This window comes from [Actinomadura] parvosata subsp. kistnae (assembly GCF_900323885.1).
GTDB classification, from domain to species: Bacteria; Actinomycetota; Actinomycetes; order Streptosporangiales; family Streptosporangiaceae; genus Nonomuraea; species Nonomuraea composti.
In genome coordinates this window covers 88,461-104,448 of sequence record NZ_OOHJ01000027.1, presented here as the reverse complement: position 1 = coordinate 104,448, position 15,988 = coordinate 88,461, and the positions used below count along the sequence as shown (strand labels likewise).

13 protein-coding genes and 1 tRNA gene are annotated in these 15,988 nt (G+C 68.3%); 8 read left to right on the top strand and 6 right to left on the bottom strand.

Annotated elements, in window-relative coordinates; genetic code table 11:
• Positions 1-83 precede the first annotated feature (83 nt).
• Together KIS93_RS55065 and polA are read right to left on the bottom strand one after the other, a co-directional pair.
• The gene (locus KIS93_RS55065; RefSeq protein WP_080040981.1) at positions 84-1,208 is read right to left on the bottom strand and encodes a polysaccharide deacetylase family protein; all 1,125 of its coding nucleotides are present in this window, start codon (positions 1,206-1,208) and stop codon (positions 84-86) included.
• A gap of 108 nt (positions 1,209-1,316) precedes the next feature.
• Positions 1,317-4,007 carry a DNA polymerase I gene (gene polA / locus KIS93_RS55060; protein ID WP_080040982.1) on the bottom strand — a complete coding sequence of 897 codons (2,691 nt, stop codon included), beginning with the start codon at positions 4,005-4,007 and terminating at the stop codon, positions 1,317-1,319.
• Positions 4,008-4,138: 131 nt separating this feature from the next.
• Here polA and KIS93_RS55055 point away from each other — a divergent pair, with 131 nt between their 5' ends.
• The 6 genes from KIS93_RS55055 (at position 4,139) to KIS93_RS55030 (ending at position 9,493) form a co-directional block, all read left to right on the top strand.
• The gene (locus KIS93_RS55055) at positions 4,139-4,483 is read left to right on the top strand and encodes a PaaI family thioesterase (protein ID WP_080047014.1); all 345 of its coding nucleotides are present in this window, start codon (positions 4,139-4,141) and stop codon (positions 4,481-4,483) included.
• Between the two features lie 587 nt (positions 4,484-5,070).
• Complete coding sequence (locus KIS93_RS55050) at positions 5,071-6,210, top strand: branched-chain amino acid ABC transporter permease (protein WP_230466395.1); 1,140 nt, start codon at positions 5,071-5,073, stop codon at positions 6,208-6,210.
• Positions 6,211-6,226: 16 nt separating this feature from the next.
• Complete coding sequence (locus tag KIS93_RS55045; RefSeq protein ID WP_080040984.1) at positions 6,227-7,228, top strand: branched-chain amino acid ABC transporter permease; 1,002 nt, start codon at positions 6,227-6,229, stop codon at positions 7,226-7,228.
• On the top strand, positions 7,215-8,228 hold the full coding sequence (locus KIS93_RS55040; protein ID WP_230466396.1) for an ABC transporter ATP-binding protein: 1,014 nt from the start codon (positions 7,215-7,217) through the stop codon (positions 8,226-8,228). Before KIS93_RS55045 ends, KIS93_RS55040 begins: the two co-directional genes overlap by 14 nt.
• Positions 8,225-9,019, top strand: coding sequence for an ABC transporter ATP-binding protein (locus KIS93_RS55035; RefSeq protein WP_080040985.1), 795 nt, complete (start codon positions 8,225-8,227; stop codon positions 9,017-9,019). The genes KIS93_RS55040 and KIS93_RS55035 overlap by 4 nt, the downstream gene beginning before the upstream one ends.
• 63 nt (positions 9,020-9,082) lie before the next feature.
• On the top strand, positions 9,083-9,493 hold the full coding sequence (locus KIS93_RS55030) for a hypothetical protein (protein WP_080040986.1): 411 nt from the start codon (positions 9,083-9,085) through the stop codon (positions 9,491-9,493).
• A gap of 48 nt (positions 9,494-9,541) precedes the next feature.
• Here KIS93_RS55030 and KIS93_RS55025 read toward each other — a convergent pair whose 3' ends face one another.
• Positions 9,542-10,837, bottom strand: coding sequence for an ABC transporter substrate-binding protein (locus KIS93_RS55025; protein WP_080040987.1), 1,296 nt, complete (start codon positions 10,835-10,837; stop codon positions 9,542-9,544).
• Between the two features lie 336 nt (positions 10,838-11,173).
• Between KIS93_RS55025 and KIS93_RS55020 the strand changes: the two genes are divergently transcribed.
• Positions 11,174-11,893, top strand: a complete 720-nt coding sequence (locus KIS93_RS55020; RefSeq protein WP_186405024.1) for a hypothetical protein — start codon at positions 11,174-11,176, stop codon at positions 11,891-11,893.
• Positions 11,894-12,216: 323 nt separating this feature from the next.
• On the opposite strand, the gene KIS93_RS55015 is transcribed toward KIS93_RS55020, so the two are convergent.
• The 3 genes from KIS93_RS55015 to KIS93_RS55005 form a co-directional block, all read right to left on the bottom strand.
• Entirely contained in the window at positions 12,217-13,527 is a 1,311-nt protein-coding gene (locus KIS93_RS55015) for an ABC transporter substrate-binding protein (RefSeq protein WP_080040989.1), read from the bottom strand.
• Between the two features lie 239 nt (positions 13,528-13,766).
• A complete protein-coding gene (locus KIS93_RS55010) occupies positions 13,767-15,059 on the bottom strand; it encodes an ABC transporter substrate-binding protein (protein ID WP_080040990.1) in 1,293 nt (430 codons plus the stop codon).
• Between the two features lie 152 nt (positions 15,060-15,211).
• On the bottom strand, positions 15,212-15,796 hold the full coding sequence (locus KIS93_RS55005; protein WP_230466397.1) for an ANTAR domain-containing response regulator: 585 nt from the start codon (positions 15,794-15,796) through the stop codon (positions 15,212-15,214).
• Positions 15,797-15,886: 90 nt separating this feature from the next.
• Between KIS93_RS55005 and KIS93_RS55000 the strand changes: the two genes are divergently transcribed.
• A tRNA-Leu gene (locus KIS93_RS55000) sits at positions 15,887-15,960 on the top strand.
• The last annotated feature ends 28 nt before the right edge of the window (positions 15,961-15,988 follow it).

The following is a 15,988-nucleotide window of genomic DNA, read 5'->3' as shown; positions in this document are numbered from 1 at the left end:
CCGCTCCGTCTGAGGCGCGCGCGAGCCCACAGCGCAGCGATCAGCATATGAGACCTTCGCCACTGGGTCAATCCGGGGAGACGTCAGTAGGCGATGACCTGGAGCCCTCGCTTGGTCACGATATTACCGCGAAGTGACTCCGGTACGGAGATCCGCTCCGGGTCGCCATCGCTGACGTAACGCTCACCAGGGTGCTTGTCCAGCCACTCCAGCCAGTACTGCGAGCACCACTTGCGGCACTCGCCCTTCTTGCCGTTGCTCTGGATGCGCTGGATCGCCCCGGGGTCGAACTTTTTCGCGTAGGGCGAAAGCGACGGCTCGGCCCCGGCGAGGAACACGCCGGCGAAATCATACCGCGTGCCGTCCCAGGACCCGGTCCGCGCGGCCTTCTTGGGCCGGGGCATCGACCCGTACGGCAGGGCCATCGTCTGCGACGGCGGCGCGCCGAGCTTCTTGAGCAGCCGCTCGACGCGCACGATCTGCTCGCTGACCTTCTTGCGCTTGAGCACCCTCAGGTTGGGGTGGCCCCAGGTGTGGTTGGCCACCTCGTAGCCGTGGTCGACCAGCCAGCGCACGGCGCTCTCCTGGGCGGCCCTGTCGCGCAGCCCGAACGGCTCCCTGTTGACCCAGAACGTGGCCACCGGGCGGAAGCCGGGATAGCGGCTCGCCACGTCCTGGATCACGGCCACGGCGGTGTCGGGCAGGGGCTGACCGTCGGCGCCGAGGCCGAACTGGCTGGGGTGCCCGTCGTCGAAGGTGAGCACGACGGGGTACTTACCGGCCGGCACGTGAATGTCACCGGTCACGAACTCCCTGGCGGTGATCGGCACGTAGCCCCGCTCGGCCAGCCGCTCCAGCTCCTTCCTGAGCTGGTCGGGCGTGCGGTCGATCGAGGCCAGCCGCTTGGCCAGGATGCGGTGGTACATCAGGACCGGCACCAGGCCCGCCTCGTTGGCGCGCACCTGCCGGGCGAAGTCGGGGGTGGCCACGACCCCGGGCGGCTGCCCGACCGGGCTCGTGGACGGCGCCGGCGCCTCTGACGGCCCCGCCTCGGGCGACGCGGGGCGCTCCTGGATCCTCGCGGCGCCCTGCGGCGCGGCGGCCGGTCGGGGCTCGCCAGGTAAGAGGCTCAGCCCGATGATCGCCACCGTGATGACGACGGCGTTCGCGATGCCGATGACCCGCGTGAGGGACCCTGGTATCCGCACGAAACTCCCGGCCGCTCGGTAAAAAACGGTCTTCCCAGGCTAGTGGAACATCCGGGACACGGCCCGCCGCACTCCGCCCTTGGAGGGCCCTTGAGGGGCCCCCTCAGGTCAGTGCCCCGCGTCCTCCCAGGTACGCCCCACGCCCACCGAGACCTCCAGCGGCACCCGCAGGTGGTAGGCGGCGTTCATCTGGTCGCACACGAGCTGCGTGAGCCGCTCCAGCTCGCCCGGCGCCACCTCGAACACCAGCTCGTCGTGCACCTGCAGCAACATCCGCGAGGCCAGCCCCTCCTCGCGCAGCGCCTGGTGCACGTTGAGCATGGCGACCTTGATGATGTCGGCGGCCGAGCCCTGGATGGGGGCGTTGAGCGCCATCCGCTCGGCCATCTCCCGCCGCTGGCGGTTGTCGCTGGTGAGGTCGGGCAGGTAGCGGCGGCGGCCCATGATCGTCTCGGTGTAGCCGTCGGTGCGGGCCTGGGAGACGATCGCGTTGAGGAAGTCGCGCACGCCGCCGAACTCCTGGAAGTACTCCTCCTTCAGCGCCCGCGCCTCGGCCACCGGGATGTTGAGCTGCCCGGACAGGCCGAAGTCGGACAGGCCGTAGGCCAGGCCGTAGTTCATCGCCTTGATGCGGGCCCGCAGCTCGCCGTCGATCTGCTCGGGCGGCAGGTCGAAGACGCGGGCCGCGGTGGCCTGGTGGAAGTCGTGGCCCGACTCGAACGCCTCGATCAGCGACTCGTCGCCCGACAGGTGGGCCATGATGCGCAGCTCGATCTGGCTGTAGTCGGCCGTCAGCAGCGTCTCATAGCCCTCGCCGACCGTGAAGCCCTGCCGGATGCGGCGGCCCTCGGCGGTGCGGATCGGGATGTTCTGCAGGTTGGGCTTCTCCGACGACAGCCGGCCGGTGGCGGCGATGATCTGGTTGAACGTGGTGTGGATGCGCCCGTCGTCGGAGATCTCCTTGATCAGGCCCTCCACCGTGGTGCGCAGCTTCTGCTGGTCGCGGTGGCGCAGCATGATCGTGGGCAGCTCGTGCTCGGTCTGGGTGGCGAGCCAGGCGAGCTGGTCGGCGTCGGTGCTGTAGCCGGTCTTGATCTTCTTGGTCTTGGGGAGGTTGAGCTTGGTGAACAGGATCTCCTGGAGCTGCTTGGGCGAGCCCAGGTTGAACTGCTCGCCCACCGAGCGGTGGGCCTCCTCCACGGCGTGCTTGACCGCGGCCCCGAACTCGGCCTCAAGCCCGGCGAAGTATTCGCTGTCGACCGCGATGCCGGCCCGCTCCATCTCGGCCAGCACCGACAGCAGCGGCAGCTCCACGTCGGCCAGGAGCTGGGTGCCGCCGCGCCCGGCCAGGAACGTCTCCAGGGCCTCGGCCAGCTCGCGCACCGCGTGGGCGCGCAGCGCGAGGTCTTTGGCCGGCGCGTCCTCGTCGTCGCCGAACAGCGCGGCCTGCCCGCTGGGCTCCTCCTCGGCCCGCAGGTCGCGGTGGAGGTAGCGCCTGGCCAGGTCTTCGAGGGCGAACGTGCGCTGGCCCGGCATGGCGAGGTAGGCGGCCAGCGCGGTGTCGCAGCTCAGGCCGCGCAGCTCCATGCCCTGCGCCCAGAGGGCCAGGATGGGCCCCTTGGCGTCGTGCACGGCCTTGGGCTTGGTGTCGTCGCCCAGCCAGGCCCGCAGGGCCGCCTCGTCGCTCTCGGTGAGCTTGACGGGGTCGATGTGCGCGGCGGTGCCGCCGGGCGAGGCGATGGCGATGGCGTCGATGCGGCCGGTGCCGCTGCCGTAGGCGCCCTTGAAGGCGAGCCCGGCGCGGCCCTCGGGTAGCGCCGCCAGCCAGCCGGCCACGCGGTCGGGGCCGAGCAGCACGGTCTCGACCTCGAAGCCCTGCTCGGGCTCCTGCTCGCCGGTGCCGAGCACCTTGAACACCCGCTCGCGCAGCTCGCCGCGGATCTGCAGGGTGTCGAACAGCTTGTTGATCTCCTCGCGCTCCCACGTGCCCTGCTTGAGGTCGCCGATCTCGACCTCCAGCGGCACGTCGCGCAGCAGCTCGGTGAGCCGGCGGTTCATCAGGACCTGGGCGACGTGCTCGCGCAGCTTGTCGCCCACCTTGCCCTTGACCTCGTCGACCCGGTCGACGAGCGCGGTCAGGGAGCCGAACTCGCGCACCCACTTGGCCGCGGTCTTCTCCCCCACGCTGGGGATGCTCAGGAGGTTGTCGCTGGGGTCGCCGCGCAGGGCGGCGAAGTCGGGGTATTGGGCGGGCGTGAGGCCGTACTTCTCCTCGACCGCCTCGGGGGTGAACCTGGTCATGTCGCTGATGCCGCGCCGGGTCATCAGGACGGTGACGTGCTCGTCGACCAACTGCAGCGCGTCGCGGTCGCCGGTGACGATCAGGACGTTCATGCCCTGCTCGCTCGCCCGGGTGGCCAGGGTGGCGATGAGGTCGTCGGCCTCGAAGCCCGCCTTGGACAGGCGCGGGATGCGCATGGTGTCGAGCAGCTCGTAGATGAGCTGCATCTGACCGCGGAAGTCTTCCGGGGTCTCGCTCCTGTTGGCCTTGTACTCGGCGTACTCCTCGTGCCGGAACGTCGGCTCCGACCGGTCGAAGGCCACCGCGACGTGCGTGGGCTGCTCGTCGCGCAGGATGTTGGTCAGCATCGAGGTGAACCCGTAGACCGCCTCGGTGTGCTGACCGTCGGTGGTCATCAGGTTGGCGTCCTTGAGCGCGTAGAACGCGCGATAGGCCAGGGAATGCCCGTCGAGCAGCAGCAGGCACGGGCGGCTGGGGGTCACTTCACTCTTCGGCACGTACGCAGCCTAGTCTGCGTCTCCGACAGAAAACCCGAGCTCGGAAGAGTGGAGACGGCACTTTGACGCAGACCAACCCTCTGGACGTCTCGATATTCGGCGACCTGCACGAAGGCACGCTGGCCGACAAGATGGGCATCGAGTTCCTAGAGGTCACGCCCGAGCGGGTGGCAGGCCGCATGCCGGTCGAGGGGAACACGCAGCCGTACGGGCTGCTGCACGGCGGGGCCTCGGCGGTGCTGGCCGAGACGCTGGGCTCCGTGGGCGCGGCCGTGCACGCCGGCCCCGAGCGCATCGCCGTGGGCATCGAGCTGAACGCCACCCATCACCGCTCGGCGTCCTCCGGGTACGTCACGGGGGTCGCGACCCGGTTGCACGGAGGCCGCACTTTGGCGACGTACGACATCGAAATCACCGATGAGCAGGGCCGCCGCGTCTGCACCGCGCGCCTCACGTGCATGTTGCGCGACCGTTGACCGTTCGGTCACGTCCGTCACTTTCGCCGACCCTTTGCGCAGGGCCCCCGCGGGTCGCTACCGTGGTCGCAACAGAGCCCGCGGGGAGGCCCAGTAGAAAACGTGTTCGGCCCCACGATTGCGAGGGTGCTCTCGCAGCCGTCGAGGGGATCCCTACATGGCCCCAAAGGCCGCCTCCGCGGGCTCGCCACGTTTTACCCTCATCGTTACCGATTCGTTCCCTCAAGCGCCAGGCGTCTCCGCCGATTTAGCCCCTGACCAGGCTTGTTGATTCCTCACATGAGTGACACGCACATGTCACTAATTGGTGACGAACGATACTGAACCGGGCGCGGCCGGAATAAGCTCCCGCCATTGCATCCCAGTTGTGCCTGCGATGCGCGCGTGTCGAGATGGAGGGGCACAACCCCGCCTTGACCTACTTTGAGGGAGCACCATTGCGCAGAGCCGTGATCGCGTTCACGGCCTTCCTGGGTGGACTCATCTTCCTGCTGGCCGGGCCCGCCCACGCGGGTCCCGCCGAATGCCAGGGACTGAGGGGAACACTCAAACTCCAAGGCCAGCCAGTGAACGGCGCCAAAATCGCTGTGACCACAGAGGGCGGACAACCCGTCAAGGAGGTCACGACAAACGCGGAAGGCACCTGGGACGTTCAGGTCGACAAACCGGGTAAGTACAAGGTCACGCTGGATGTCAGCAGCCTTCCCCAGAATGCCGAGGTGCGCGGCGGCAACAACGTCCGCACGCCCACGGTCTACGAGGGAAACTGCTCCACCGTCCTGTACGCCCTTCAGGCCAAGGGCGCTGCGAACCAGCAGCAGCAGGAGGGCGGCGAGAGCAGCCCGTTCTGGACGCAGGCCGCGCAGCTCACGTTCGAGGGCCTCAACCTCGGCCTGATCATCGCCCTGGCCGCGCTCGGCCTGTCGCTCATCTACGGCACCACCGGCCTGACCAACTTCGCCCACGGCGAGCTGGTCACGCTCGGCGCCATCCTCGCCTACGCCTTCAACATCGGCTTCGGCCTGCATCTCATCCCGGCCGCGGTGATCGCCGTCATCGTCGCCGGAATCCTCGGTTACCTCCAGGACCGCCTGTTCTGGGGGCAGCTGCGCAGGCGCGGCACCGGCACGATCGCCATGATGATCATCTCGATCGGCGTGGCGCTCTTCCTCCGGTACGTGTTCCTGATCTTCTTCGGCGGCCAGACCGAGGCGTTCGCCCAGTACACCGCCCAGCCCGGCATCGAGATCGGCCCCATCTCGGCCGCGCCGAAGAACTTCGTCGCCATGGGCATCGAGCTGGTCGTCCTGATCGTCGTCGGCTTCGCCCTGCTGCGCACCCGCACCGGCAAGGCGGCCCGCGCCGTGGCCGACAACCCGGCGCTCGCGGCCTCGTCCGGCATCAACGTCGACCGCGTCATCAGGATCATCTGGACCTTCGGCGGCGCCATCGCGGCGCTGGCCGGCATCATGCTCGGCCTCTCCCAGAACCTGAAGTACACGATGGGCCAGGACATCCTGCTGCTCATCTTCGCCGGCGTGACGCTGGGCGGGCTCGGCACCGCCTTCGGCGCCCTGGTGGGCTCGCTCGTGGTCGGCCTGTTCATCCAGGTCTCGACCCTGTGGGTGCCGCCGGAGCTGAAGAGCGTGGGCGCGCTCGCCGTACTCATCATCGTGCTCCTCGTCCGGCCGCAGGGCATTCTCGGCCGCCGCGAGCGGATCGGCTGATCGGGGGAGGATCAGAATGGACTGGATCACGATCATCAGCACCACCATCAAGGCGGCCGTGGGCGTCGAGACGGTGCTGTACGCCATCGGCGCCATCGGCCTCAACGTGCACTTCGGCTACACCGGCCTGCTCAACTTCGGCCAGGCCGCGTTCATGGGCGTGGCCGGCTACGGGCTGGCCGTCACGGTCACCGTCATGGGCCTGCCGTTCTGGGTCGGCATCTTCGTCGGCCTGGTCGCCGCCGTCATCCTGGCGATCCTGCTGGGCATACCGACACTGAAGCTGCGCGCCGACTACCTGGCCATCGTCACCATCGCCGCGGCCGAGATCGTCCGCCTCATCTTCCGCTCGGTGCAGTTCAAGAGCGTCTTCGGCGGCTCCGACGGCCAGCGCGGCTTCTCCGACGGCTTCTACGCGCTCAACCCGTACCCCGAAGGGGAGTACGGCTTCAACCTCGGCCCCGTGCCGCTGCTGTTCGGCCACCGCACCATGTGGGTGCTGACCGTGGGCTGGATCCTGATCGCGCTGTTCAGCTTCGTCGTGTACCTGCTGATGAAGAGCCCGTGGGGCCGCGTGCTCAAGGCCATCCGCGAGGACGAGGACGCGGTGCGCAGCCTGGGCAAGAGCGTGTTCTCGTACAAGATGCAGGCGCTCGTGCTCGGCGGCGTCATCGGCTGCTTCGGCGGCTTCATCTACGGTCTCGGCTACGCCTCGGTGCAGCCCGACGTGTTCGGCACCGAGACCACGTTCTACATGTACACGATGCTCATCCTCGGCGGCGCCGCACGCGTGCTCGGCCCCGTACTCGGCTCGATGATCTTCTGGGTGCTGCTGGTCCTGTTCTACAACGTGATGACGGAGGCGGTCGGCGCCGGGCTCATCACGTTCCTGGACACCAACCAGGTCGGTGCCATGCGCTGGATCCTGGTCGGCCTCGGTCTGATCCTGTTGCTCATCTTCCGGCCGCAGGGCATTTTGGGTGACAAGAGGGAGATAGCGATCGATGCACGACGCTGAGACGACTGCGACCACCGGAGGCGGGATCGCCGACCGCAAGGCGGCCGCCCTGAACGCCTTCAAGGACCTGGCGCGCGATCCCGGCGTGCCCAAGCCCGACCCGATCCTCGTGGTGGACAACGTGGTGCGCCGCTTCGGCGGCCTCACCGCCGTCGAGGTGAACCACGTCGAGGTCCAGCGCGGCTCCATCACCGCGCTCATCGGCCCCAACGGGGCCGGCAAGACCACGTTCTTCAACCAGCTCACCGGGTTCGACACGGCCGACTCGGGCACGTGGACGTTCAACGGGCGGCCCATGAACGGCGTGCCCGCCCACAAGGTGGCCCGGGCCGGCATGGTGCGCACGTTCCAGCTCACCAAGGCGCTCTCGCGCCTGACCGTGCTGGAGAACATGCGCCTGGGCGCCCAGCAGCAGAAGGGCGAGAACTTCTGGCGGGCCCTGATCCCGAGCTTCTGGCGCGACCAGGAGGAGGAGATCACCCAGCGGGCCGAGGAGCTGCTGGTGCGCTTCAAGCTCGACGCCAAGCGCGACGACTTCGCCGGGTCGCTGTCCGGCGGCCAGCGCAAGCTGCTGGAGATGGCCCGCGCGCTCATGGTCGGCCCCGAGCTGGTCATGCTCGACGAGCCGATGGCCGGCGTGAACCCGGCCCTGACGCAGTCGCTGCTCGGCCACGTGAAGGACCTGCGCGAGCAGGGCATGACCGTGCTGTTCGTCGAGCACGACATGGACATGGTCCGCGACATCAGCGACTGGGTGATCGTCATGGCGCAGGGCGCGGTCATCGCCGAGGGCCCGCCTTCGACGATCATGTCCGACGAGCGCGTGATCGACGCGTACCTGGGCGCACACCACGACGCGCCGCTGTCCGAGAGCGAGCTGGAGGCCCAGCTCCAGGAGGCTGAGGCGGCCCTGGAGGCGGAGATCCACGAGACCGAGGGCACCACCCCCGCCCCCGGGTCCGCCCCCGAGCCCGAGACCGCAGAGGAGAGGCAGAAGTGAGCGCCGACGAAGCGCCCGTCCAGTCGAAGGCCGCCGTCACCGACCGCAGCGCCCACCTGGAGGGCGCCAAGGACGCGGTGCTGCGCTGCGACGAGCTGATCGCGGGCTACCTCCCGGGCGTGAACATCCTCAACGGCTCGGACCTGTACGTGAAGGAAGGCGAGCTGATCGGCATCATCGGCCCCAACGGCGCCGGGAAGTCGACCCTGCTCAAGGCCATGTTCGGCCTGGTCACCATCCGCAGCGGAACGGTCCTGCTCAAGGGCGAGGACATCACGAACATGAAGGCGCACTCCCTGGTGGCCCGCGGCGTCGGTTACGTGCCGCAGACCAACAACGTCTTCCCCAGCCTCACCATCGAGGAGAACCTCGAGATGGGCGCCTTCCAGGTGCCGGGGAAGTTCAAGGAGCGCTTCGAGTTCGTGGCCGAGCTGTTCCCCGCCCTCAAGGAGCGGCGCAAGCAGCGCGCCGGCTCCCTGTCCGGCGGTGAGCGGCAGATGGTGGCGATGGCCAGGGCCCTCATGACCGAGCCGTCCGTGCTGCTGCTCGACGAGCCGTCGGCGGGCCTGTCGCCCAAGCTGCAGGACCTCGTCTTCATCCAGGCGCAGCAGATCAACAAGGCCGGCGTGACCGTGATCATGGTGGAGCAGAACGCGCGGCGCTGCCTGCAGATCTGCCACCGCGGTTACGTGCTCGACCAGGGCCGCAACGCCTACACCGGCACCGGCAGGCAGCTCGCCAACGACCCCAAGGTCATCGAGCTGTACCTCGGCACGCTGGCCAAGGCGTAACCCGTTCCAGGAAGGCGAAGAAGGGGCTCCCCCGGGGGCCCCTTCTCCGTTTTCATAGGGAGGGTGAAACGTTCGGCGACGATCGCGCTCATCCTGCCCGTCCTGCTCGTGCTGTTCGTCGGCTGCCAGGAGGGGGCCTCCTCCGCGCAGAAGTACAGCACCGGCGGCGACCCCACCGACCGCCCCTGCGACCGCGTGGTCTCGGCCATCGGGTACGCGGACCTCATCCTGGAGCCCCGGGGCCAGGAGGACCGCCAGAACTTCGAGGACGCCGTCATCGGCCGCCTGGCCGAGGCCAACGGCATCACGAGGGAGTTCGGCCCCCGGCTGCCCGACGCGCTGCGCCCGGCCGCCGAGACCGTGAAGCAGACCACCGCCGCCCTGTCGAAGAGCGACGTGCCCAGACAGCGGCAGGTGGCGCTGCTCAGGCAGTACCGCGCCGCCGCCGACCGGATCGTCGCGGGCTGCCGCTGAACGCGAAAGGGCCCGGCCGCCGTGGCCGGGCCCCTCTAGTGCGCTCGATCAGCCGGAGATGTTGCCGCTGCGGTACTCCAGCGCCTTCACCGGGTACTTGTTGTCGTCGGCGTACTGGTAGATGCCGATGGTGGCGACGGCCGGGTCACCGGCCTCGTTGAACTCCACCGGACCGCTGACGCCGTCGTAGTCGATGTCCGTGCCCGCCTTCAGCAGGTCCACGCACTCCTTGAAGCTCTTGCACTTCGTGCCGCCCTTGCTGACCTCGGCCAGCTTGGCGGCGATGTCCACGCCCGCGTCGCTCTTGGCGGCCTCGGCGGCCAGCGCGATCAGGTTCGCGGCGTCGTACGACTCGGGGGCGTAGGTGTAGTCCTCGAGCTTGGGGTTGACACCCTTCAACTTGTCACGGAACTCGTCGGGGGCGGCGGCGCCGGGGTAGGTGCCCTTGACGCCCTTGAGGGTGCCCTTGGGCATCTTGACGTAGTTGGTGTTCGACATGTTGCCGTCCACCATGTACCACTTGTACTTGCTGGCCGGCATGCCCTGCTTCACCAGCTCCTGGATGACCTTGGCGGTCTCCTCGAAGCCGATCAGGACGATGCCCTTGGGGTTCTTGGCCTTGATCTTGGCCACGTCGGCGGAGAAGTCGGCCGCCTTCGGGTCGTAGTCGACCCGCTCGACCACTTCCGCACCGCCGTCGGTCACCGTCTTCTGCACCTGGTCGGCCAGGCCGGTGCCGTAGGAGTCCTGCATGGCCATGATGCCGACGGTGTCGTTGCCGTCGGAGATGATCAGGTCACCCAGGACGCGGCCCTGCAGCTTGTCCGGCGGCGCCGTACGGAAGTACAGACCCTTGTCCTCCATCGTGGTGAACTTGTCGGAGGTGTTGGCCGGGGAGAAGTGCACCACACCGGCGCCCGTGATCTTGTCGATCACCGACTCCGACACCGACGAGGACGCCGCGCCGATGATGGCGTCGGCCTTCTGCGCCAGCAGCTTGTCCACCGACTGCGAGGCGATGTTGGTGGTCGTGTCGCCCGAGTCGGTGTCGTACTTCTGCACCGGCTTGCCGAGCACGCCGCCGGCCTCGTTGATCTCCTTGAGCGCGAGGTCGACGCCCGCGAACTCCGGCGGGCCGAGGAACGCCAGCGAACCGGTCTGGGGCAGCAGCGTGCCGAGAGTGAGCGTGCCATCGCCCTTCGCCGCGGGCGCGGATGAAGCCGGCGCGGCACTCTGGGAAGCCTGAGTGGCGGTGTCACCGCCGCCACCACCGCAGGCTGTCAGGGCGAGGCTGGTGGCAGCCACGACAGCCAGCGCCCGCCCCACGGGAGCAATGCGGATCATGAAGTGTCTCCTCCGATTCCAGGCCGGGATCCTCAGCACCGCCGAGCGTTCCCGATCGAATGACGGAAACGTACAAAATTGCTGCACACTCGAACCAGGTCCCCTGAGGAACTGTCGGCACTTGGATGCGGAGTCGTAATCACTCCTCAACTTACGAGAGCTGCGCACGGACGCTTAATGTGCGACGGGTGAAGCGTAAAACGCCTCTGCTCGTCACGGCCGTGATCGCCGCCGCTTGCGGGTCCGGTTGCGGCCCCCCGCCCCTCCTCCCCGCCGTCCACGGCACCGCCGCCCGGGGTGTCGGTCTCACTGGCGCAATATCGTTCGGACGAGCCCGTGCACGCGCTTCAGATAGCTGTCCGAAATACTAGTGAAACACCCGTTTATTTCGCTGATGTCCAGCTTGTCGCGCCGTCCTTCGAAACGCTGCCGCCGCGGCGCACCGACGCCGTCATCAAGAAGACCGAACGCACCGACCTGCCCGTCACCTACGGCCCCGCCAAGTGCCTGCCCCAGGGCCTGCCCGAGGTGCGCCCCGCCACCGTCGTGGCCCACGTACGCCCCGCGTCCTCGTCCGAACCGCCCCGCAAGGTGATCTTCCAGGTCCCCCACCCCGACCCGCTCCTCGCCAGACTGCTGCGCGACGAATGCTCCGAACACCTCATCAAACAGAGCGCCGACATCACCTTCGGCCCCACCTGGACCGAATCCGGCCCCAAGTCCGACCTCGTCATGCGCGGCACCCTCGTGATCACCCGCCGCGGCCCCGGCACCGTCACCATCACCGACGTCGGCGGCACCACCCACTACATCGCCACCCCCTCCACCCGCCCCCTGGGCACCCTCTCGGCCGGAGCGCAACGCCTGGAGGTGCCGCTCCAGCTCACGCCAGGGGCCTGCACGGGGCACGCGTTCGCGGAGGCCAAGAAAGCGTTCCTCTTTCCGGTACGGGCGTCGGTGGACGGGGGCACGGAACGCGTCGTGATCGTCACCCCACCCAAACCCCTCCAGGACCGCCTCATCACCTACGCCCACCGCGCCTGCGGCACCCCCTGACCGGCCCCCACCACATCCCGCCTCGCCGCACCGGCGCCAGGGATGCAATGCCGGGCCCGGGCACGTACACCGCGCCGCGCGCGTTGCGCCGCGCTCCGCCGCATGCCTCCTCGCCGCACCGGCACCGGCGGCGTGGTGGGTCGGGCGTGCACCGCGCCGCGCTCCCCGCCGTCCGTTCGCCGAGCAAGCCGTCGCGTGCGTGTTGAGCGCCGCCTCTCAGGCGCCGACCCCCGGAGCGCAGGTGGCCGAAGTGGGTGACGTGGCCCTTCCCCAGGGGGTGTGCGGGGGTGCTGGGGAAGGGATGGGCGTCACGACGGCCGGGGTCAGCCCTCGATCTTGCCGGTGCGGTACTCCAGGGCCTTGCTGGCGTACTTGTTGTCGTCGCCGTACTGGTAGACGCCGATGGTCGCCACCGACGGGTCGCCGGCGTCGTCGAACTCGACCGGGCCGCTCACGCCGTCGTAGTCGATGTCCTTACCGGCCTTGAGCAGTTCGGCGCACTCCTTGAAGCTCTTGCACTTCGTGCCGCCCTTGCTGACCTCGGCCAGCTTGCCCGCGATGGATGCGCCGCTGTCGTCCTTGGCGGCTTCGGCGGCCAGCGCGATCAGGTTGGCGGCGTCGTACGACTCGGCGGCGTAGGTGAAGTCGTCGAGCTTCGGGTCGAGCTTCTTGAGCTTGTTCCTGAACTCCTCGGGGGCCTCGGCGCCGGGGATGGTGCCTTTGACGCCCTTGAGGGTGCCCTTGGGCATCTTGAGGTAGTTGGTATTGGACATGTTGCCGTCCACCATGTACCACTTCACCTTGTCGGCGGTGAGCCCCTGCTTGACCAGCTCGGCCACGACCTTGGCGCCCTCCTCGAAGCCGATCAGCACGATCGCCTTGGGGTTGGCGGCCTTGATCTTGGCGACGTCGGCGGAGAAGTCTGCGGATTTCGGGTCGTAGTCGACGCGCTCGACGATGCTGGCGCCGGCGCCTTCGGCGGTCTTGGTGATCTGGTCGGCCAGGCCGGAGCCGTAGGAGTCCTGCATGGCGAGGATGCCGACGGTGTCGTTGCCGTCGGCGGCGATGAGGTCGCCGAGGACGCGGCCCTGCAGCTTGTCCGGCGGTGCCGTACGGAAGTAGAGGCCGTTGTCCTTGATCGTGGTGAACTTGTCGGAGGTGTTGGCCGGCGAGAACTGCACGACGCCCGCACCCGTGATCTTGTCGATGATCGACTCGGACACCGACGAGGACGCGGCGCCGATGATGGCGTCGGCCTTCTGGGTCAGCAGCTTGTCGACCGACTGGGAGGCGATGTTGGTGGTGGTGTCGCCGGAGTCGGTGTGCACCTTGGTGACCGGCTTGCCGAGCACGCCGCCGGCCTCGTTGATCTCCTTGACGGCCTGGTCGACGCCGGCGAACTCGGGCGGCCCGAGGAAGGCCAGCGAGCCCGTCTGAGGCAGGACCGTGCCGAGGGTCAGCGTGCCGTCGCCCTTCGCCGCGGGCGCCGAGGAGGCCGCCGTGGACGTCTCAGCGGACGGCGCGGTGGAGGCGGACTGCTCGGCCGTGTCACCACCGCCGCCGCAGGCCGTCAGAGCCAGGCTCGCCGCGGCGGCGACGGCCAGCAGGCGCCCCATCGGAGCAATGCGGTTCATAGAAGAAACTCCCCCTATCTCGGCGAAGAGACGATCACCTTCGCCGGGTTTTCCGAGCTCAGCATGCCTGTCCGGCGCAGCGATGGGGAGTTCTTACCCGACTTTTATGCTGGATTGTAATGTCCCAAATACCTAGAGTAATGGTCTGTTTCAGGAGAGTTACGGCTGCATCCGTAAACGAGAGTGCCCTGGCCCGAAATCCGGGCCAGGGCGAGAAATGCCATCGGTGGTGAGGGGCTTCAGCCCGCGATGTTCCCCCGGCGATATTCGATGGCCTTGGCGGCGTTGAACTTGTTGTCCGCCCCGTACCGATAGACGCCGATCGTGGCGACCGACGGGTCACCCACGTCGTTGAAGTCCACCGGCCCGCTGACGCCGTCGTAGTCGATGTCGGTGCCGGCCTTCAGCAGGTCCACGCATTCCTTGAACCCGGTGCACTTCGTGCCGCCCTTGCTGGTCTCCACGAGCTTGCCCGCGATGGCGGGGCCGGTGTCGGACTTGGCCGCCTCCGCGGCCAGCGCGATGAGCGTCACGGCGTCGTACGACTCCGCCGCGTACGTGTACTCCGTGATCTTCGGGTTGACCTTCAGCAGCCGCTTCTGGAACGCCTCAGGCGCCTCCGCCCCGGGCAGGGTGCCCTTGACGCCGTCCATCGTGCCCTTGGGCATCTTCAGGTAGTTGGTGTTCGACATGTTGCCGTCCACCATGTACCACTTGTACTTGTCGCTGGTCAGCCCCTGCTTGACCAGCTCCTGAACGACCTTCGCGGTCTCCTCGAAGCCGATGAGCACGATCGCCTTCGGGTTCTTGGCCTTGATCTTGGCCACGTCGGCGGAGAAGTCGGCCGCCTTCGGGTCGTAGTCCACCCGCTCGACCACGTCGCCGCCCCCGTCGGTCACCGTCTTCTGCACCTGATCGGCCAGGCCGGTGCCGTAGGAGTCCTGCATGGCCAGGATGCCGACGGTGTCGTTGCCGTCGGAGACCACCACGTCGCCGAGGACGCGGCCCTGCAGCTTGTCCGGCGGCGCCGTACGGAAGTAGAGGCCGTCGTCCTCGATGGTGGTGAACTTGTCGGAGGTGTTGGCCGGCGAGAACTGCACCACGCCCGCCCGCGTGATCTTGTCGATGATCGACTCCGACACCGAGGACGAGGCCGCGCCGACGATCGCGTCCACCTTCTGGGTCAGCAGCTTGTCGACGGCCTGGGAGGCGATGTTGGTGGTGTTGTCACCCGAGTCGGTGTCGTACTTCGTGACCGGCTTGCCCAGCACGCCGCCGGCCTCGTTGATCTCCTTGAGCGCCAGATCGACGCCCCCGAACATGGGCGGCCCCAGATACGCGAGCGACCCCGTCTGCGGCAGCACCGTGCCGATCGTCAGCGCGCCGTCCCCCTGGGACGCGCCCGCCGAGGGCGGCTGCGCGCCGGCCGAGCCCGAGGTGACGGTGCCGGCGGTGGTGCCGCCGGACGAGCACGCCGCCAGCGCCAGGAGTGCCGCGGTGGCGGCGAGCGGCGCGCGAAGAATGCGGATCATGAAGAGCGTCTCCGATCGAGAGGAGCGGACCTTCCGTCCGCCCATCAGTTACGCGTCGGGACGCTCTTCGCGTAAGCGGCCGAAGCCGGTTGGATGCCCACTCGTGACCGCACCACAACCCGCCGGGCCGAATCACCTGATATAGCGCTTTTTCAGGATCGCTCCGCGGCGTCGTCTATAACGATCTGAGCAACCTCGCGCATGCTCAGCCGCCGGTCCATCGACGCCTTCTGGATCCACCTGAACGCCTGCGGCTCCGTCCAGCCGTGCTGCGTCATCAGCTGGCCCTTGGCCCGCTCGACCAGCTTCCTGGTCTCCAGCCGCTCCGACAGGCTCGACACCTCGGCCGCCAGCGCCACCATCTCCTCGTGCCGGCTGACCGCCATCTCGATCGCCGGCACCAGGTCCGCCTTCGTGAACGGCTTGACCAGGTAGGCCATCGCCCCCGCGTCCCTGGCCCGCTCGACCAGGTCGCGCTGGGAGAACGCGGTCAGGATGAGGCAGGGGGCGATCCGCTCGGACACGATCCGCTCGGCCGCCGAGATGCCGTCGAGCACCGGCATCTTCACGTCGAGGATGACGAGGTCGGGCCGCAGCTCGGCGGCCAGCCGGATCGCCTGCTCGCCGTCACCGGCCTCGCCCACGACGACGTAGCCGTCCTCCTGGAGCATCTCCTTGAGGTCGAGGCGGATCAGGGCCTCGTCTTCCGCGATCACTACTCGCCGCTGCGTACTCACGAGCAGAAGAGTACAGACGTCCGGTAGATTAGATCCACGCCGGTGCGGCTCGGAGCGCTACGCTACGAGATCACAGCCCGGACATACGCCGCCCCGGTAGACCAATCGGCAGAGTCGATGGCCTCAAAATCCATTCAGTGTGGGTTCGAATCCCACCCGGGGCACCGATCATGGCCCTGACATGACCGCCCG

Coding starts and splice junctions, on each gene's coding strand:
- KIS93_RS55055 (WP_080047014.1), top strand. CDS start 4,139: ATGGGCATCGAGTTCCTAGAGGTCACGCCCGAGCGGGTGGCAGGCCGC.
- KIS93_RS55045 (WP_080040984.1), top strand. CDS start 6,227: ATGGACTGGATCACGATCATCAGCACCACCATCAAGGCGGCCGTGGGC.
- KIS93_RS55040 (WP_230466396.1), top strand. CDS start 7,215: ATGCACGACGCTGAGACGACTGCGACCACCGGAGGCGGGATCGCCGAC.
- KIS93_RS55025 (WP_080040987.1), bottom strand. CDS start 10,837: ATGATCCGCATTGCTCCCGTGGGGCGGGCGCTGGCTGTCGTGGCTGCC.
- KIS93_RS55015 (WP_080040989.1), bottom strand. CDS start 13,527: ATGAACCGCATTGCTCCGATGGGGCGCCTGCTGGCCGTCGCCGCCGCG.
- KIS93_RS55010 (WP_080040990.1), bottom strand. CDS start 15,059: ATGATCCGCATTCTTCGCGCGCCGCTCGCCGCCACCGCGGCACTCCTG.